This is a genomic window from Halioxenophilus aromaticivorans (genome assembly GCF_042850945.1).
GTDB lineage: Bacteria > Pseudomonadota > Gammaproteobacteria > Pseudomonadales > Cellvibrionaceae > Halioxenophilus > Halioxenophilus aromaticivorans.
The window spans coordinates 4,315,941-4,334,831 of record NZ_AP031496.1 but is presented as its reverse complement, the minus strand read 5'-3'; the positions used below and the strand labels follow the sequence as shown (position 1 = coordinate 4,334,831).

At 53.1% G+C, this 18,891-nt stretch carries 14 protein-coding genes and 1 pseudogene; 4 read left to right on the top strand and 11 right to left on the bottom strand.

Annotated features, from left to right (window positions below; all coding sequences use genetic code 11):
* Positions 1 to 25: 25 nt before the first annotated feature.
* The 5 genes from ACGHM3_RS18555 to ACGHM3_RS18535 all read right to left on the bottom strand — a co-directional run bounded on the left by ACGHM3_RS18555 (position 26) and on the right by ACGHM3_RS18535 (position 5,147).
* Entirely contained in the window at positions 26 to 913 is an 888-nt protein-coding gene (locus tag ACGHM3_RS18555; protein ID WP_345422357.1) for a VOC family protein, read from the bottom strand.
* Positions 910 to 1,341: a heme-binding protein gene (locus tag ACGHM3_RS18550; protein WP_345422360.1), complete on the bottom strand. Its 432-nt coding sequence runs from the start codon at positions 1,339 to 1,341 to the stop codon at positions 910 to 912. The genes ACGHM3_RS18555 and ACGHM3_RS18550 overlap by 4 nt, the downstream gene beginning before the upstream one ends.
* Positions 1,332 to 2,894 (bottom strand): bifunctional 3-(3-hydroxy-phenyl)propionate/3-hydroxycinnamic acid hydroxylase, encoded by a 1,563-nt coding sequence (locus ACGHM3_RS18545; RefSeq protein ID WP_345422363.1) that lies wholly within the window; start codon positions 2,892 to 2,894, stop codon positions 1,332 to 1,334. The genes ACGHM3_RS18550 and ACGHM3_RS18545 overlap by 10 nt, the downstream gene beginning before the upstream one ends.
* Positions 2,895 to 2,905: 11 nt before the next feature.
* Positions 2,906 to 4,141 (bottom strand): amidohydrolase family protein, encoded by a 1,236-nt coding sequence (locus ACGHM3_RS18540; RefSeq protein WP_345422366.1) that lies wholly within the window; start codon positions 4,139 to 4,141, stop codon positions 2,906 to 2,908.
* 112 nt (positions 4,142 to 4,253) lie between these two features.
* A complete protein-coding gene (locus ACGHM3_RS18535; RefSeq protein ID WP_345422369.1) occupies positions 4,254 to 5,147 on the bottom strand; it encodes a LysR family transcriptional regulator in 894 nt (297 codons plus the stop codon).
* A gap of 282 nt (positions 5,148 to 5,429) precedes the next feature.
* On the opposite strand from ACGHM3_RS18535, the gene ACGHM3_RS18530 reads away from it, so the two are divergent.
* From ACGHM3_RS18530 to ACGHM3_RS18520, 3 genes are read left to right on the top strand one after another with little or no spacing between them, the layout of a single operon-like run.
* Positions 5,430 to 7,748: a TonB-dependent receptor domain-containing protein gene (locus tag ACGHM3_RS18530; RefSeq protein WP_345422372.1), complete on the top strand. Its 2,319-nt coding sequence runs from the start codon at positions 5,430 to 5,432 to the stop codon at positions 7,746 to 7,748.
* A 60-nt stretch (positions 7,749 to 7,808) separates the two neighbouring features.
* The gene (locus ACGHM3_RS18525) at positions 7,809 to 7,985 is read left to right on the top strand and encodes a hypothetical protein (RefSeq protein WP_345422374.1); all 177 of its coding nucleotides are present in this window, start codon (positions 7,809 to 7,811) and stop codon (positions 7,983 to 7,985) included.
* Positions 7,986 to 8,034: 49 nt separating this feature from the next.
* Entirely contained in the window at positions 8,035 to 11,385 is a 3,351-nt protein-coding gene (locus ACGHM3_RS18520; RefSeq protein WP_345422378.1) for a glycosyl hydrolase, read from the top strand.
* A 63-nt stretch (positions 11,386 to 11,448) separates the two neighbouring features.
* Here ACGHM3_RS18520 and ACGHM3_RS18515 read toward each other — a convergent pair whose 3' ends face one another.
* The 6 genes and pseudogenes from ACGHM3_RS18515 to miaB form a co-directional block, all read right to left on the bottom strand.
* A complete protein-coding gene (locus tag ACGHM3_RS18515) occupies positions 11,449 to 12,324 on the bottom strand; it encodes a DUF6279 family lipoprotein (protein ID WP_345422381.1) in 876 nt (291 codons plus the stop codon).
* Between the two features lie 38 nt (positions 12,325 to 12,362).
* Positions 12,363 to 13,991: an apolipoprotein N-acyltransferase gene (gene lnt / locus ACGHM3_RS18510; protein WP_345422384.1), complete on the bottom strand. Its 1,629-nt coding sequence runs from the start codon at positions 13,989 to 13,991 to the stop codon at positions 12,363 to 12,365.
* 16 nt (positions 13,992 to 14,007) lie between these two features.
* Positions 14,008 to 14,865, bottom strand: a complete 858-nt coding sequence (locus ACGHM3_RS18505) for a transporter associated domain-containing protein (RefSeq protein WP_345422387.1) — start codon at positions 14,863 to 14,865, stop codon at positions 14,008 to 14,010.
* Positions 14,866 to 15,014: 149 nt separating this feature from the next.
* Entirely contained in the window at positions 15,015 to 15,470 is a 456-nt protein-coding gene (gene ybeY / locus ACGHM3_RS18500) for an rRNA maturation RNase YbeY (protein WP_390517400.1), read from the bottom strand.
* 7 nt (positions 15,471 to 15,477) lie between these two features.
* Positions 15,478 to 16,503, bottom strand: a complete 1,026-nt coding sequence (locus tag ACGHM3_RS18495) for a PhoH family protein (RefSeq protein ID WP_390518267.1) — start codon at positions 16,501 to 16,503, stop codon at positions 15,478 to 15,480.
* Between the two features lie 254 nt (positions 16,504 to 16,757).
* A pseudogene (miaB, locus tag ACGHM3_RS18490) lies at positions 16,758 to 18,098 on the bottom strand (tRNA (N6-isopentenyl adenosine(37)-C2)-methylthiotransferase MiaB); the annotation flags it as partial.
* Positions 18,099 to 18,551: 453 nt separating this feature from the next.
* Between miaB and ACGHM3_RS18485 the strand changes: the two are divergent.
* On the top strand, positions 18,552 to 18,887 hold the full coding sequence (locus ACGHM3_RS18485) for a DUF1820 family protein (protein ID WP_345422393.1): 336 nt from the start codon (positions 18,552 to 18,554) through the stop codon (positions 18,885 to 18,887).
* Positions 18,888 to 18,891: the final 4 nt, after the last annotated feature.

Genomic DNA, 18,891 nt, shown 5'->3' with positions numbered 1-18,891 from the left:
GTTGATTCCTTTTAAATAAACGGGTTCAGCTAATCGCTTCGGGTTGCCAATCGCGACGGAAACAAAATTGTTGCTCGGCCTGTTTTAGGCCGTCGAAATCTTTATCGGAGATACCCCACTGGTCGATGCGCTTGGGTGGCCAGGTCCAGTCTTCCGGTGCGCCGGCTTGGTAGTCGTCGGGTACGATTTCAACGGCGGTGGAAAATTCCACTACAGCACCAAAGGGCGCAATGAAGTAGGCAAACACATTGGCCCCCGGGCCGTGGCGGCCAGGGCCCCAGGCCGGTGCGGTGTCGTTGTCGCGCAGGCGGCCGATACCGCGCATGACCGCGTCTACGTCTTCCATTTCAAAGGCAATGTGATTGAGCGAAGCAAAACCGGAACGTGCAAAAGCGGTGGAGTGGTGCGATTGATTACAGCGCACAAATACCATGCCCTTGGTGCGATCGGATACGGTAAAGCCCAATGCTTCTTCCACTAAATGGCCACTGGCTTCGGCGTCAATGGAATTGCACACCACGTGGGTGAGTTTTACTGGTAAATCTTTACCCTGCAGGGGTTCTACGTGTTCGCTGCCGGTTAAAAAGCGGAAAACTTCGCCTTCGGCCAGTTCAACTAAAATGCCTTGGCCACCGCCCAAATCATCGGACTCTATCGGTTTGGTTTTAAGCTCCAATTTGGCCAGGCGTTGTTTGAGCGCGGCCAGCTCATCGCTTTCGCATTCCCAGGTAATGCTGCGTACAAATTTTTCTTCGCCTTCTTCCAACGCTACCAAATAAGCGAAAGTACCGGAGCCTCGGATGTAGAAGGTGTTGTTGTGAATGCCGGCTAAAGCTGCGCCCCAAATATCGGTGAGGTAATTAGCAGCGGCCTCTGCCTGGGGCAGAACCATTTCGATACTTCTTAGTTTCATGCTTGGCTCCCGTGCGCTAGGTCCGCGGCTTCAATGCCGGATTGGGCGCACTGCTCGTCCATATCTCCGGTGTCACCGCTGACGCCCACGGCGCCGATGATATTACCGTTGTTGTCGCGCACCAAAACGCCGCCGGGGGAGAGCGGCAGATTGCCACCCACGGTTACGGTTACGCTGCTAAAAAATACCGGGTTATTTTTTGCACGCTGGGCCACGGCGCGGGTGTCGGCTCCCATGCCTAATGCGCCATAGGCTTTGGCGTGGGCGATTTCGTGGCGAAAAAAGCTGGCGCCGTCTTCACGGCTTAGGGTGATAGGGTGGCCACCGGCATCCAGCACCACAACAGCCATAGGCTTGGCGTTGTTAGTGCGGGCGGCGGCTAGGGTGCCAGCGGCAATGTCGCTGGCCTGTGCAAGTGTTAATGACATGGTTCAATTTCCAAGGACAGTGATTGCGCTAATTGGCTAAGCAGTTCTGCGGCTGAGTTGGCTGTGCCAAAAACGTAGGCGTCGGGCCTTACTACGACGGTTTTAGCGTTGTGTTGTTCTAGCCAGGCGGCGATGGCGCCGGCATCGGCCAAGGTTTGGCAATCCACCACCCGGACGTTAAATTGCGCGGGCCATTGCGCCAGGGTCTGTTGGGCTTGTGCAGCCAGGCTTGCGTTGGCGGCAAATAAGCGCCAGCCGCAGCCCAAGATGTTATCCATTAATTGCTCGCCGCTGTCAGTTTGCAAGCTGGGTTGAATAAAGCGCTCTCCGGCGCCAGAGGTGTGAGTGGCCACCACGCCAGCTTTTAATGGGGGAATAATACCGGCGCCGGTTTTGGCCAGTTGGCCGCTGGCGGCTTTTTCGCGGATATCGGCATCACGAGCGGCGGCTTTGTTTTCATCCAATACACAGATGTAACGGCCGGCATCCACTGCGGTGGAGATCACCGCCCGCACGTGAGGGTCGCGTTCTTCTTGGTAGGTCTGCAAAATGGAGCGCGGCGCTAGGCCTTTAAAAATAAGCTCCATTTTCCACACTAAATTGCTGACATCGCGCAGGCCGTGGCACATACCCTGGCCAAAAAATGGCGGTGTTTGATGCGCGGCATCGCCGGCCAAGAATACCTGGCCTTGTTGCCATTGCTCGGCGATTAAAGCGTGGAAGCGGTAGGTGGCCGCTCGCACAATTTTATGGGGAATTGCCCCCAGCCATGGCTCCATTAACGGCGCTACGTTTTCAGGTTGCATCATGGCTTGTGGGTCTTCGTCGGGCAGCAGCATAAATTCCCAACGGCGGTGGTTACCGCGGCCGGGCACCACGGTGGCCGGTCGCTTGGGATCGCACATCATCACGGATAACTGCTGGATGTCGGCGTCTTCAGGCATGCCCCAAATATCTGGGAAGCGCACCGGGCCGTCCACTTCAGCGTCCACCACCAGCCAGGGCTCATCGAATTTTAAGTCGTCCAATTCAATGTTTAAAAACTTGCGCACGCTGGAGCGGGCACCGTCGCAGGCGATGACCCACTGTGCGTCTACGGTTTGTGCTTGTCCCTGGTGACTAATGGTTAGGGCAACCGGTTGGCCTTCGGCTTGTTTCAGCAAGGTAAACTCAGTGCCCAGTTTTAATTCGACATTGTCGTATTTGGCCAGGGCATCCCGCAGGTGGTCTTCCAGTTCGGGTTGGTAAAAAAAGTAATCGTTGGACCAGCCAAATGGGCGCGCTTGGCCCTTGGTGCCCATATAGCGAATCACACCTAAGTCGGCGCCCACGTGTAGGTGGCCTTCGGTATCTCTCATATCGCCGACCACGTCGTCAATTAAGTCGGCGGCTTGGAAAAAACGCATCATCTCGTGGTCGAGATGTACCGCGCGTGGCAGTGGGTAGGGGTTAGCTTCTTTTTCGATGACCAGGGTGTTTAATCCGGCTTTGCCGCATAAATTGGCCGCCAGAGCGCCCACCGGCCCACAGCCGATAATAGCTACGTCGTACACTTGCCCGCTCCTTAAACGTGTTGAGAATTGGCGGGCGCTTTGTACAAGCGGCCTTCTTGCATAATCATGTGCAGGTTGGTTTTATCCTGCAGCAATCGCACGTCCTCGGTGGGGTCGCCATCGACCAGTAATAGGTCGGCTAAATAACCTTCTTTCACTAAGCCCAGTTCATTACCCATGCCCATGATTTCTCCGCCCAGGGCGGTGGCGGCCTGCAGAACTTCGCTGGGGGTGTAGTTAAAGTGCTCAACCCACAGTTCTAAATCCCGGGCGTTACGGCCGTTGGGGTTGAAGGGGAAACCGTAGTCGCCACCGGGTAGCAATCGAATACCACGCTCGCGTAATTTCGGTACTAGTGCTTTTTGAGTTTCCAACACCAACGCTGCGTCTTCTTTCATATGGGTCATATCCATATGCGGCGGAGGGTTGGCGTCCAGGGTGGCTTGGACAATGCCAATGGTGGGGGCGACAAAGATAAAGTCTTTCACCGATTCCAGCATATCCAGGGCTTCTTCGTCGGCGTAGGTGCAGTGGTAGAGCACTCGGAAGCCCGATTTAACGCCCAGTTTTACCGCTTCAGCCGCATGGGCGTGGCCGGTGAGCCAAACGTCACTGGCTCGAGCCTGTTCGCCGGCGGCCATGAGTTCCTCTTCAGTGTATAGCAGCTCCAGCGAGGCGCCGGGTTTTAACGCGCTTTCGCCGGAGATCAAGAACTTAATCGCCTTTGCGCCTATGTCGGCGCAATCTTTTACGAACGCGGCGGTGGCTTCTGGGCCGCGGCCGTGGTCTTGCACATGGCCTGGGTCCAATTCTGAATCGTTGGGGGGCTCGCGCTCAACGGAGGAGGGAATAAGCCGTGGTCCTGGCAGTCCTTGGCCATGGATATGCTCGGCCAGCGAAATTTCTAACGATTTACTCAGTGCACCGGCGGAGTAAGCGCTGGTGAAGCCGTGATCTAATAAAATTCTAGCATTGCGAGCGGCGGTTAGCGCCAGTTCTTCCGGGGGTAAAAACATGCCGGGAACAAACTTTTCCACCGAAGTGGGCCAGGTTAAATGGGCATGGGCTTCAGTCAGGCCAGGCATCAGGGTTTTGCCGTCTGCATCGATGGCGATATCCCCTGCTTGGGGTGCGATATTATCAGGGCTTATGGCTGCGACGCGGCCGTTTTCTATCGCAACGCTGCCCGGCCGGGTGGGGCTGCCGGTGCCGTCAAATATGCGGGCATTATTAATTATTGTGCGCATGGCCAGTTTCCTATTTGGGCTCTAATTACAGTGCCTTACTGTCCCCAAATAAAGATATAATTTCAAATAGTATATTTTTTGTATTCCATAGTTATAGGTTATACATTGGGGCTCAATGGCTGGCCTTCAACAGGTCGATAACGGATTGCAGTATGCCGCCGTTGGCTCTCTCTTTCAGCCAGAGTAGGCCAATATTGCGTTGCACGCCGGTTTCTTTGATTTTAATGGCCCGTAACTGGCCCGCCGCCAGCTCTGCATTGGCGACGTAATCCGGCAGGATGGTTATGCAACGTGTGTCGCGCACTAGGGTTTTGGTGGTGAGCAGCGAGTCGCTGCGGATAACATTGGCGGGCATGGGGATGCCACTTTGAATAAACAGAGTATCGATCTGCCGACGGAAGCTGCCCTGGGCATCGGGCAATACCCATTGCACCTCTTGTAAGTCGGTGAGAGAGATTTCGCTGGGCAGCTGGCTGTTCTGCTCGCCGGCCAGCAGTGAAAATGAATCAGACAATATCGTCAGTTCTTCTAAGTCCTCCGGGCACTCGTTCATGGCTGTGGTGCAAACCGCCAAGTCCAGTTGGTAGGTACGTAGCAGCTCGTGCAGGCTGGGCTCCTTGCGCTCGATGATACGGATATCCAGCTTCGGGTATTCGGAGAGTAGCAGTTTTAACGCTTTAGGAACCACGGTGGCCAGCGCCCCTGGCGTGCCTCCAATAACCAGCGGCCCGGTGATGTTTTCGGTTACCAGCTGTACCTCGCGCTCAGCCGCAATTAGCAGGTGCTCCATGGCCTGGGCGCGGCGGTGCAGGGCCTCTCCGGCCGGGGTTAACTCAATCCCGGTGCGTCTGCGTTCAAACAGTTTGGTGTCCAGTACCCGTTCCAGTTGTGAAATGGCCACTGACACTGAGGGCTGGGACAGGTGTTGCGAGCGGGCAGCGCCACTGATGGTGCCTTCGCGGCACACCGCTAAAAAGAGCTTGAGCGCTCTCGGGTCTGTTTTCATACCGGTTAACCTCCAATTCAACGTGGCGCTGGTGTGTTCTTCTCGTCGGTTAGTATAACCACAGCCTATGGTATTTTAAAAAAATATTATTTTACTTGGGGGTCTGGCGATTGATAGCCTAAGGGTGTTCACAAGAAAAATAAAATTGCAAACGAGGTAATCAAGTCAACGTCATATTCTGCAGCGCTTTCGGCTGCACACTTCCTCACAACACAATGATCCGGTTTATCCGTTCCAGACTTTATGGGCCGAACTTTATGGGCCAACTATAAGGGATAGAAAATGAATAAAAATAATTTGGCTTTAGCCATGGCGGCGATGGTGCCGGCGGTATTTGTTAACACCGCGATTGCGCAAGAGAGCTCGCAATTAATGCTAGAAGAAGTGGTGGTTACTGCCACCCGTCGCGCAGAAAGCTTGCAAGACGTACCTTTGGCCGTATCGGCCATCTCCGGCGAGACCATTACTAAAAATGGCTTTCAAAACCTGGAAGACATTCAATTTCAGTTTTCTGGTGTGCAGTTTGGTGAATCGCCCAACGACGCCGGCTTTCGCCTGCGTGGTGTAGGTACCGCCGGTGGTTTTTCCAGTTCATCGGAATCTAACGTAGCAACCGTGGTGGACAACGTGGTTATCCCGTTCGGCAACCCAGTATCAAGCCTGGGGGATTTGCAGCGCGTGGAAGTGCTCAAAGGCCCCCAGGGCACGCAGTTCGGTAAAAACGCGTCCTCCGGCGTGGTGAATATCACCACCGCTAAACCCAGCTTTGATGAATTTGGCGGTAAAGTCTTTGTTTCCTACGCTGACTTAAATGAAACCAACGTTAATGCGAATTTTAATATTCCGTTATCCGAAACCTTGGCCGCTGGTGTTTATCTGTATCACCAAGAGCATGACGGTTTTTACGAAAACGTAACCTTAAATAAAGATTGGGGTGGCCAAGATTCTAAAGGTGCTCGGGCAAAGTTATTGTGGGAGCCCAGTGATGACTTGAGCGTGTACGTGATTGGCGATTACTCCAAGCGCAACGTAGAAGGCCCGTTGCAAACCTGGACGGTAAATCGTTTGCCCAGTTTTAGTAACCCGATTATGGCCGCGCGCTTCGGCAATTTTGAAACTCTGGGCATCACCGTTGGCGATGACAACAACAAGTCCGCCGAAGAATTTGATTCCTACAGCAGCGAAGAAAATTATGGAGCATCGGTAGAAGTCAATTGGGCTTTGGGTGATTACGATCTTACTTCCATCAGTGCTTACCGCGTGCTGGATCAGGGTGATCATATTTTCGCCATTGATGGTTCCAGTACCGAGATCTTTACCTCGACCAACTACGGCTTGGACCAAGCGTATTTTTCCGAAGAATTGCGCTTGTCTTATAGCGGTGATAAGTGGCAGTACACCACCGGGTTGTATTATTCCCGCCGCGACACCGGCGATGCCGATGACGTGAGTACCACACAACTGCGCCCAGCAGCGCCGTTTAACCCCTTTATTGTCAGTATTTCTCGCGGTTTGAGCACTACGCAAACGGATTCTTCAAGCGCGGCTGTGTTTTTTGATGGAACCCTGGCGCTGTCGGATAATTTACGCATGATATCCGGCCTGCGTTTCCAGTATGACGAGGTAGAGGCCAAGAGTTATTCCAACGTTGACCCCAACTGGGCGCCATCGCCGCCTGGGCCGCCGGTGGCTGGGCAAGTTCTTTATTACGAAGCTCGACCCATGGAAACGGGCAGCACTGACGACACCGGCTGGTCTGGTCGCTTTGGCTTTGAGTACACTGCCAGTGATGACGTGATGTACTACGCCACGGTTGCTCGCGGATACCTTGGTCCAACCGTAACCTTCTCCGGGTTAACTGGCACCCGCTCTGAGGTAGGTGCACAAACCGTGGTGGATTTCACCGCTGGATTTAAATCGCAATTGCTGGACAACCGCTTAACCTTTAACGGTAATATTTTCTTCGACAAATACGAAGATATGCAAACCTCTGCGTTTAACGGTTTGGAGTTTTTAACTGAAAGTGCCGGCGGCTTTGAGGCCAAAGGATTTGAGTTTGATGCAACTTGGTTGGCGGCTAAGAATTTAATTATTAATGCTTCCTATACCTACTCGGATACTGAATTTACCGATTACGTGACCTCTTGCCCGGATTATATTCTGCTGCAAGGCGACGCTGCGGTGGCGGCCCAATGCAGTGCGCCAGGTTCCACGGCGGATACTGCTTTGTACCAAGCCGCCGGTGACCCATTAAACGGTGCGCCTAAACATTCGGCGGTACTGGGTTTTACCTACAACCAGGATTTATCTGACGACCTGGTATTCGATTTCTCCACCAACGTGTATTACCGCAGTAAGGCCTATTACGATGTGGGCGATGAGTACGCCACCCAGGATGCCTACAGCACCGTGGGGTTAAATATTGGTTTAAGCGATATGGAAGAGACCTGGCGCTTGGCGTTATTTGCCCGCAACCTGTTTGACGAACAGTTCCAGTCCGCCGTTATTACCTTACCGTTCAGTGATGCCGGTGGTTACGTCAACTGGACCACCCGTGAGGCTCAGCGCACGGTAGGGGCATCCTTTCAGTATTCATTCTAAGCTAGCTCGGCGCCTTCGGGCGCCTATTTTTTCTGTAGAGAAATTATAGATAGAAAAATTATGGATAGAGCAATCAGCCAACAGCCGTTCACCGTTTCGATAGAGGATGCCCGGCGCGCCTGCTCAGCGGTTTTATTTCGCCGCCTACGAACATTAGACGTCATATCAGAAATGCCCGTATCGCCGGGTAAAGCCAAACGCAAAAGCCAATCTGCCTCCCAGCGTTTATTGACTTAATCTTTAATGGCATTATCCGCCTTCGAATATTAGAACCCTTGGAGTGGTAATGAAAAATACTCGCTGCGCAGTCAAAGCGGCTGCGTTCATTTGTGCAACCGGCGGTCTGTTATTACCGGCCACCGCGCAGCTCAGTGAATCCACGGACGTGGCCGCTGGCAACAGTACCCTGTGGCAGGAGTTTCAAAACCCTCCCCATCAAGCTAAGCCCCACACCTGGTGGCATTGGTTGAGTGGCAATGTGGATAACGCCAACGCCGCTAAAGATTTGCAGTGGATGAGCGATATTGGCCTGGGCGGATTGCAGCAATTTAATGCTCATCTGGGCTCGCCAACCATTGTGGATGCTCCGGTAGGTTATTTATCCGAGGCATGGCAAGAAAGCTTTAGTCTAGCATTAGCGCGTGCCAAACAACTCAATCTAGACTACGCCATTGCAGCGTCACCCGGTTGGAGTCAAACCGGTGGCCCCTGGGTGGAAGAAAAAGACGGGATGAAAAAACTGGTGTGGTCGCGTACCTTGGTGAGTGGAGCAAGCAACACCTTAGCGCCTCTACCTAGCGTTAGCGGCCCCTTCCAAAACGTCCCCTTTCACGACCCGCTGAGTGGCCAGGCTCACTCACCCTACCAGTATGCTAAGCCTATCGTCGCGTTAGCCATGCCATGGGCCCACGCTTCCTTGCCCGCGCCGCAAGCGGTAGATGCGCAAGGAGAGACCCTTGATAGTGCAGCCCTGTTAGACGATGATTTTGAGTCCAACATTGGTTTGCCGTTGGTGGAAGGGGAAGCCGCCAGTATCGAATATCGCTACCCCCAGGCGGTGAGTGTGCAAGCATCGAGAATTTATATTCCCAATGCCGTGCCTCCGTTTGGTCAACCTAAATACCTGCCGAAGGTGCAAGCTAAAATAGACGGCCAATGGCAGACCTTAGCCCAAGTCGCTTTATCGGAAGCGCCTACCACGGTCAGTTTCGACCCGGTGACTGCGCAGGAATTCCGCCTGTTATTTTCGGCCAACCCTGTAACAGCCACAGCCCCCAGCCCTGGCGTGCCTGGTGCGGTGCGAATGAATGTTTTTAAAACCGGGGGTAACGATGCGTTACCGGTGGCTCAGTGGCAATTATTTAACGAGCCTCGCGTACACCGAGCCGAAAGTAAGGCGGGATTCAGCCTGGCGCCGGATTATTACGCCCTGGTGGAGTCGGGCGGCGAGCTAACCGGCATCGCAGCGAAAACCGTTATTGATATTACGGGCGCGATTACCGAGGATGGCGAATTAACTTGGCAGCCGCCCCAGGGTGAAACCTGGTTGGTATTGCAGATGGGTTATTCGCTCACCGGTAAAACCAATCACCCTGCAGCTAAAGATGCCACTGGTCTGGAGGTGGATAAATTAGACGCGCAAGCAGTGCGTCGTTACATAGAAACCTATTTAAGTTTGCACCAAGAAGCCCTGGGCGGTACGCCATTAAAAGAAGCCGGGGTAACCGGGATGTTAAATGACAGCATTGAGGTCGGCCCAGCCAATTGGACGCCGCAAATGCTGCAACAATTTAAGCACTTTAACGGCTACGATCTCTTACCCTGGCTGCCGGCATTAACCGGCCTAGTGGTAGAAACCCGCCAGCAGACCGAGCAATTCCTTTACGATTTTCGCCAAACCTTGGTGCAGTTGTTGGCCACTGAACACTATAAAACAGTGGCAGAGGTTGCCCATGAGCACGGCCTGCAGGTGTATGGCGAGGCCTTGGAAAATGGCCGTCCAGTGTTAGGTGATGATATTGCCATGCGCAGTTACGCCGATGTACCCATGGCGGCATTGTGGGCCTACCCCCACGGTGGCAAACCCCAGCCCACCGCCTACGCGGATTTAAAAGGAGCTGCTTCTGTGGCGCACGTTTATGGCAGAACGGTTGTTGCCGCGGAATCCATGACCTCAATGTACTCGCCCTGGGCCATGGGGCCGGCGGATTTAAAACACATTGCCGATCAAGAATTTGTCGACGGGATTAACCGGCCGATTATTCATACCTCTATTCACCAGCCGCGAGAGGATTTATTGCCGGGGTTATCGCTGGCGGTGTTTGGCCAATATTTTAATCGTTTTGATACCTGGGCTGCGAAAGCCAAGCCCTGGATTGACTACCTCAGTCGCAGTAGTTATTTGTTGCAGCAAGGCCATTACGTTGCCGACATCGCCTATTTTTACGGCGAGGAAGCCCCGCTAACGTCGCAGTTCCAGGCCGGCCTGGGAGATCAATTACCCAGCCAATATCGCTACGATTTTGTTAATGCCCAGGCCCTGGCAGATGCCCTGGTCGTGGACCACGGGAAATTGGTGAATAAAAGCGGCAATGCTTATAGCGTGCTTTACCTGGGCGGCAGTTCCCACACAATGACCTTGGCAACTCTGAAATTGATCGCTAAACGGGTAAAGCAGGGCGCTACCTTGGTGGGCGCAGCGCCAACGGCCATGCCTGGCCTTAACAGTAACAACAAAGCATTTAACCGCTTAGTAAACCGTTTGTGGAAAAACGCCGATGTCACCCGATATGGCAAAGGCCGGGTTTACAACAGCAAAGATTTAACCGCAGCGTTAGAGCAACTGAAAATAGCACCGGATTTTTCTTACCAAGTGGAAGGCGATGGCCAAGCTGTTGAGTTTTTACATCGCCGCAGTGCCGATGCCGATATTTATTTTGTGACCAACCGTAGCAATAAGCCAGTGCACGTCAACGCACGTTTCCGTACCACGGGCGCACAGCCTGAATTGTGGCACGCAGAGTTTGGCCAAGCGCACCAACTGGATGCTACGCAAACTCAACACCACACCCAGGTGCTGTTGCAGTTTGCTCCGGAGGAGGCCTATTTTGTTGTGTTTCCAAAGCAGGCTGTGGCGAGTCGCGAATTAAAGCGCCCGGAAAAAACGTTATTGGCGTTGAATAATCCTTGGGAGGTGGTTCTCACCGATCCCTTTGGTCAAAGTTTGGCCTTGCGGTTTGCTTCACTGATGCCATTGAATGAATCTGGCAAAAGCGCGGTGCGTTATTTTTCGGGCAACGCGCGTTACCGCACCGAATTCGATGTGCCCAACGGCCTGGATACCGAGCAGCCCATTTGGTTGGATCTTGGCAAGGTAGGTGATTTGGCTGAAGTATGGATTAACGGCGAAGCCCTGGGGGTGGACTGGATGCCTCCCATGCGGTTGCAGGTGAATCACGCGTTAAAGCCGGGCCGCAATACGCTGGAAGTGGAAGTCACCAATTTATGGGTAAATCGCCTCATTGGAGATCAGCGGCCGAACATCAAAAAAGCCACGTTCACAGCACTACCAACCTACGAGCCCAGCGCGCCTTTGCGAGAAGCCGGATTAATAGGCCCTGTGACGTTAGTGCACTAACCCGCGCCAGCTAGGCAAAAGTTTTAGCGTGTAGCAACACAGGCTGCAGCGCAGGATTGAAAACTAGTCTTCTCCTGTAGCTGCAGCCAGCGCTAAAAAATCCTGCTGGTATGTAGTCAGCTGTCGATTGAGTTTTTCTTTTTGTTTAGTAGTGAGTGTGCCATGGAAATCGGCGATCATGGCATAGGTTCGTTGACGATTGGCCAACACCACCTGTTGGTGTTGATCATTAAGTGGCGCCATTTCCGCAAAAATAAGTTCGGCTAGGTCATCCAAGTCGGTGGGGCTGTAGGTGTCCTCAGCCAGCTTGGTACGAAAGGCTTGTTGCCAAAGTCGTTGCTGCAACAGGCCTTCGGCGGCTAACCCAACTTGATGTTGAGACCAAAAGTTCAGTAATTGCTGTTGGTCATCGGTGAGTTTACCGACGATGCCTTTTAAAAAATCGGCCATATTTTCGGCGCGGTCTTCTATGCGCTGGGATGGGCTAACCGCTAGATACTCTTCTTGATATTCCTGAATTTGCTCATCCAGTTTATCCATGATCTGTTGGGTTTGTTCCGAGCTCAGCGTGGGTAAAAGTGCATCGCTGAGTTTGCGCAGTTGATCGGCCGAGCGCTGGTACAGTTTCTCTGATTGGTCTAAAAGCTGTTCTATTTCCTGCACTGAAATGGCCGGCTGATTAAACAAGTCGGCACTATCGCCAGCCAACTCGGCCAGAGGAATTAGTTCGTTGGCGCGGTGCCATTGATGGAACTGCTTTGATTGGGTTTTCAGCAGTTGTTTTTGCTCGGAGTTTAAATCTACGTAGTTTTCGGTTTCCCAGCGCAGCCAGTTATCCAGAAAGCTGTAAGCTAATTTGGTTTTGGTGCAGCTGGTTAGCAGACACAGCAAAACTGCCGCCAGAAGCGTGCGGCTAATGCAGTGAAAAATGGTGTGCACGTAAACCTCCCTGTGAACCGGTGCGCGGTTAATGGTGTTTAGGCGGAGGTGCTTTGGGCCCGTCGTCGACGCTGGTTTTGAACCAGTAGGGCTAGTAAACCGAAACCTAAAATCATTTCAATCAAGTGGTTTTGAAAGCGCATAAAAGGGGTTTCTCCCTGGCGTGGAAAAACCGTACCAACCAAAGTGCTACGCTCAAATTGAGGCATGCTGGCAACGATCTTGCCGCGATGATCCACCAATGCGGAAATACCGTTGTTGGTACCGCGAATCAAATAGCGCTGGGTTTCTTTGGCCCGCATTTGTGCCATTTGCATGTGTTGTAGGGGGCCTATGGAATCGCCAAACCATCCATCGTTGGAGATGGTCAGTAGCACGTCACTGCCAAGGGCATTTTGGGCCACTAGCGCCGGGTAAACAACCTCGTAGCAAATACTGGTACTGATGCGGTGTACGCCTGCTTGCAGGCCGCGCTGTTGGCCGTGGCCGGCAGCAATGATTGAGGTGGGTAAGTTGAAAAAATCTAAGGTGCCGCGCAGCCAGTGCTCCAGCGGTACGTATTCGCCAAAGGGCACCAGTCTGGTTTTAAGGTAATTGCCCTGGCCCAATCCACGAGCAATAATACTGTTGTAAATCTCGGGCTTGCCTGGGCTGCGATAGAGCACACCGGTAATTAAGGTGCTGTTATTTTTAGCGGCGGTATTGCTGATCTCATCTATAAAAGGTTGGGCATACTCGTACAGGGTTGGCAGTGCGGCCTCTGGCCACAGCACCCAGTCGGCCTCGGCCCACAGCGGCTCGCTCATGGTGGCCAGTAAATCCAGCGTAGGGCGACGATTTTCAGGCAGCCATTTCTGCGCTTGGCTAATGTTGGGCTGTACCAAGCCAACAGTAATGGGTTGCTCCGAGATAGGCTTAGTCCACAGTTGTTGATTGTAGGCGTCGCCGGTGAGCCAAAAGGCAACCGTAGCGGCCAAGCAGATGCCGCCTTTTAACCATTGTTTGCCAATAAAGGTGATGACTACCGCGGGTACGGTGGCGGCGGTAATGGCCAGCATTAAACTGACCAACAGCACGCCGCCCACCGGGGCAAAACCGGCAAGCCAGGTATTGAGTTGACTGTAACCTAGGTATAACCAAGGAAAACCGGTGAGTAACCAGCCTCGCAACCATTCACCAAACACCCAAAACAGCGGGCCGGTAATGATGAGTGTGGTTAGCCAACTACGGCCGCGCAAGCGTGCAAACAGTAGGTAGGGCAGGGCTAATACCAGGGCTAGGCCGGCAACGAATAAGCCGGTGAGTACCAGTGCCAGGGGGGTAGATGAACTGCCGTATTGGCTGATGCTGACAAACACCCAGCTGGCGCCAACGCCAAAAAAACCCAGGCCAAAGCTAAAAGCCTGGCCAAAGTAACCACGAGATAATTGACTTAGGCTTAGTTGAAACAAGCCCAAGCCAAGCACGGCCAATGGCCACCAGTTGAAAGGTGCCAGGGCCAGTGGAGTGATGGCGCCGGCGGCAAGGTTGATTACTAACCAAAGCCAATAAGGCAGTGCGAATACAGGCAGTGGCGTAGGGCGGGTTGGCCCCTGGGTGGAGTGCTCAGGCTCAATGTCCAAACTGCCTGCATTGTCGCCGGGAGGCACGGAGATACCTGAAGCCACGGGCAGTCCTTATCGATTAGCTTTCCGGAATGGTTAAACGAATCAAGTGAATTTGACGGCTGTCAGCGTAAAGTACGCGGAATTCGAAGCCGTCTATTTCTACGTGCTCATTGCGTGAGGGTAGATGGCCAAACGCACGAATCAAAATACCGGCTATGGTATCGAATTCGTTATCGTCAAACTTTGCGCCGAACTCGTCGTTGAACTGATCGATGGGTAACAGCGCTTTTATCACGTATTCGTTATCCGATACTTTGCGGATAAAACCGTCTTCGTCTTCTTCGTCGGTTTCGTCTTCGATATCGCCAACGATTTTTTCCAACACGTCTTCAATGGTGACTAGGCCGGCGATGGCGCCGTATTCGTCAATCACCAAGGCCATGTGGTAGCGATTCTCGCGGAATTCTCGCAGCAGTACGTTGAGGCGTTTGCTTTCTGGGATGATGCTAGCAGGGCGTATGACTTTTTCTAGGGTAAAGTCTTCGGTGCCGTTAAGAATTAAAGGCAGTAGGTCTTTGGCCAGTAGAATGCCTTTGATATCGTCGGCGGATTCTCCAATAACGGGAAAGCGGGAGTGGGCGGACTCGATAACCGTTGGCAGCAGTTGCTCTGGGGTTTCTTCAATGCCAATAACCACCATTTGAGAGCGTGGTACCATCACCTCACGAACCTGACGTTCGTGTACGTCGATGGCCCCTTCGATCATGCTCACCGCTTCGTCATCCAACAGCTGGTTGGCAGCGGCTTCTTTGATGATGTTGATCAGGTCCTCACGTGATTTGGGCTCCGAAGAGAAACCAGACATCAACCGATTGATCCAGGTTTTGTCTTGGTTACGTGAGGACTGTCGACTGCTCGCCGGGTCTTCGCTCATGGCAATGTAATGCTCCTGCTTGTTAATAGCGCTGTGTGGCCTTGGGTAGTCTTTGGGCCTGTTATTGTGGTGTTGCTGTTGTCCCTTCTGGGCAGTTTAGCGCAACACTACTCGGGTTTTGTTCCTATATTGTGACGCATACCGCCGGCTTAAAGTACTCGGTAGGGGTTGGCAATGCCCAGCCTTGCCAAGATCTCGATCTCCAAGCGCTCCATAACCTCAGCGTCACTGTCCTCAATGTGGTCGTAACCTTGTAAATGCAGAGTGCCATGCACCACCATATGTGCCCAGTGGTGCTGCTCTGACTTACCTTGCTCAGTGGCTTCTTGGGCAACCACCGGGGCGCAAATTATCATATCGCCCAGCAAATTTACCTCGATTTCGTCGGGCAAATCTGCCTCAAACGACAACACATTGGTGGGCTTGTCTTTTCCACGGTAGTCGCGATTAAGAGTTTGGCTTTCTGCGGCCCCCACCACACGAATGGTTAGTTCCTCGTCGCCTTTGGCTCGCACCAATGCAGCCTTGACCCAACGCAGAAACTCCTCCTCGCTAGGCAGGCTGGCCTCTATGGCCTCTATGGCCACTTGGAAGTCCAGATGCATGCGCGTCTCAGTCTTCTTTGGCGTTGCTTTTAGCGTGCTCGGCATGCTGCTCAGCGCGATCGTAGGCTTCTACGATACGCTGCACCAGCGGATGCCTGACAACATCTTTTGCGCCAAAAAAGGTAAAGCTTATGCCCTTAACGCCCTCCAATACCTGCATCGCGTGACGCAAGCCGCTGGCTTGACCGCGGGGCAGGTCGATTTGGCTTGGGTCGCCGTTGATAACCGCTGTGCTGCCAAAGCCGATCCGGGTGAGAAACATTTTCATTTGTTCGCGGGTGGTGTTTTGGCTTTCATCGAGAATTACAAAGGCGTTGTTCAGGGTGCGGCCTCGCATGTAGGCCAATGGGGCCACTTCAATAACGTTGCGCTCGATAAGCTTTTCAACGGTCTCGAAGCCGAGCATTTCGTACAGGGCGTCATATAAAGGGCGTAGGTAAGGGTCTACCTTTTGGGATAGGTCACCGGGCAAAAAACCGAGCTTCTCTCCGGCTTCAACCGCAGGACGAACCAGCAGAATGCGTTCAATCTGGTCCTTTAGCAAGGATTCCACCGCACAAGCCACCGCCAGATAGGTTTTACCCGTACCCGCAGGGCCGATGCCGAAATTGATATCGTTACTTTGTACCGAACGCACATAATTTTGCTGGTTGCGGCCACGGGGCTTTACCGTACATTTTTTGGTGCGAATCAGTGTCAATTCGGCACCGGCACCGCCGGGGTTGGTTAGGCTCTCTATGCTGGAGGGCTGTAGGGCCAGGTGTACTTGCTCGGCGGACAGTTCACGGTCGTTGTCGGTTTCACCATACAAGTGCGCCAATAGGGCACAGGTGGATTCAACATCCTTGGGGCTACCAGTGATAGAAAACAGGTGGCCGCGGTTGGCAATAACCACGTCCAGGCGTTTTTCGATCTGACGGAGATTGTCGTCAAACTGGCCGCTCAAGGAAGCCAAACGACGGCTGTCGACGGGCTCTAGGGTCAGTTGCTGGGTAGCTTGATCTTCACTCCCAGCGACTTCTTGGTTTGCCACCTCGGTTGCAGCGGAGGCGGTATCAGTTGGATTGTTCAATGGTGAAAATTAACCGTCCTTACGGTTTCAGTTCGGCCCTCTAGCCTAAACCAAATTGGTGGGGCTGAGAAGGCTTAACGTAAGCTTAAAATATAACCAGTTATGCCGAAATGTAGCACTTAACTGGCGGTCTGTCCTGGCCCGCCTAATCCGGGTTAAAGGCCAGCGGTTGAAGGGACAATGGCGCGTCCCGCCAGGATGGCCTAAAAATCGTCTTCGAGTTCGCAGGCCAGCAAGCTGCCGCGCAGCGAGTTGGGCAGGGCTTCTTCGATGAGGATGTCGGCAAAGTGACCGATCAGCTGGGGTTGGTCACAGCGGAAATTCACCACTCGGTTGTTCTCCGTGCGGCCCGAGAGCTGGCCGGGGTCTTTTTTGCTGTAGCCGGTTACTAAAACACGCTCAGTATTGCCCACCATGGTGCGGCTAATGCGCTGGGCCTGGTTTAGCAGTTGCTGTTGCAGGCGTTGTAAGCGGGCTTTTTTCACTTCCGCCGGGGTGTCATCCGGCAAGTCAGAGGCGGGTGTCCCCGGGCGCTGGCTATATATAAAGCTGAAAGACGTGTCGAAATCCATATCGGTGATCAGCTTCATGGTGGCTTCAAAGTCATCATCGGTTTCACCGGGGAAGCCAATGATAAAGTCCGAAGAAAAGCTGATTTCGGGGCGAATTTTTTTCAGACGACGCAGCTTGGATTTGTATTCCAAACAGGTATGGCCACGCTTCATGGCCATCAAGATGCGATCGGAGCCGCTTTGTACGGGTAGGTGTAGGTGGCTAACCAGCTCGGGTACACGCTCGTAAACGTCGATAAGGGCGTCGCTGAATTCCACCGGATGGGAGGTGGTATAGCGAATGCGATCGATGCCGGGTACGGTGGCGGTACGGGTGATCAGCTCGGCCAAGTCGATGGTCTGGCCGTCGCTGTCGGCACCTTGGTAGGCGTTTACGTTTTGCCCCAGTAGGTTAATTTCGCGCACGCCCTGGCGGGCTAAATGGGCAATTTCGGCCAAAACGCCCGCTACCGGCCGGCTAACTTCCTCGCCACGGGTGTAGGGCACTACGCAGAAGGTACAGTATTTGGAGCAGCCTTCCATCACCGACACAAACGCCGTTACGCCGTCTGCCTCAGGCTCTGGCAGGCGGTCGAATTTTTCAATCTCCGGGAAGCTTATGTCCACCACCACGGCGCCCTGATCTTTGGGGGCGTCCAGCATCTCTGGTAGGCGGTGTAAGGTTTGTGGGCCAAAAATCAGGTCGACAAAGGGCGCGCGCTTGGCGATGGCGTCGCCTTCTTGGCTGGCCACGCATCCGCCAACACCGATCACTACGTCGGGATTCTTTTGCTTGAGGTTTTTCCAACGGCCCAGTTGATGAAACAGTTTATCCTGGGCTTTTTCTCGGATTGAGCAGGTGTTGATCAACAACACATCGGCTTCGTCTGGGTTATCCGTTGCTACCAGCTGGTGCGACTCACCCAACAAATCTCGCATACGATTAGAATCGTACTCATTCATCTGGCAGCCGTGGGTTTGTATGAACAGCTTTTTGGTGCCCACCGCCGGCTGCGCACTGGCATCGTAGTGCGCGGTTTGGGCAGGTTTAGGCGCCGTGGGATCAAAGGTTTCCACGGAGCTGGCGATGATATTGGCGTGGTCAGAAGACGGCATACAAACAACCTGGCTAAAATCTGAGCGAAAAGAGCGCGGGATTATAGCGACACTCGGCCCCAGTATGCTACAACCCTCTTGAAATTGAGCCAACACCCACCATATAAGGTCGGATTAACACCGGGTGTGGGTTATGCTGCCTTGCTATAATAAGTAGCTGGTTGGCTTGCACGCAGGCCACGCTTGACGGCCGCGCTGCGGTGTCGATATAACGCCGATGTATCGTAACTATAACCATGTACCATTGATTATTTTATGAAAATTCAATGGCTTACGTAAATGAATTGAGTGGCACTTGCCTGTGTCACAGAAGTGCACCCTTGAGGGGTATTGTGGTAATTCATGAGTGACAAATCTGTTTATAAGGTAATTTTCTTTAACCGCTCACAGGTGTACGAGATTTTCGCTAAGGCCATCTACCAAAGCGAAATGTACGGCTTTATTGAAGTGGAAGAATTTGTATTTGGCGAGCGCTCCAATCTTGTTGTGGACCCAGGCGAAGAAAAGCTCAAATCGGAATTTGCCGACGTAAAGCGCTCTTACATACCCATGCAGGCGATAATCCGTATTGATGAGGTGGAAAAGCATGGCACCAGCAAGGTCAGTGATATAAAAGCCTCAGAAAACGTGGCAACCTTCCCATTCCAGGGCGGCAATGCGCCCAAATCCGACTCCTAATACG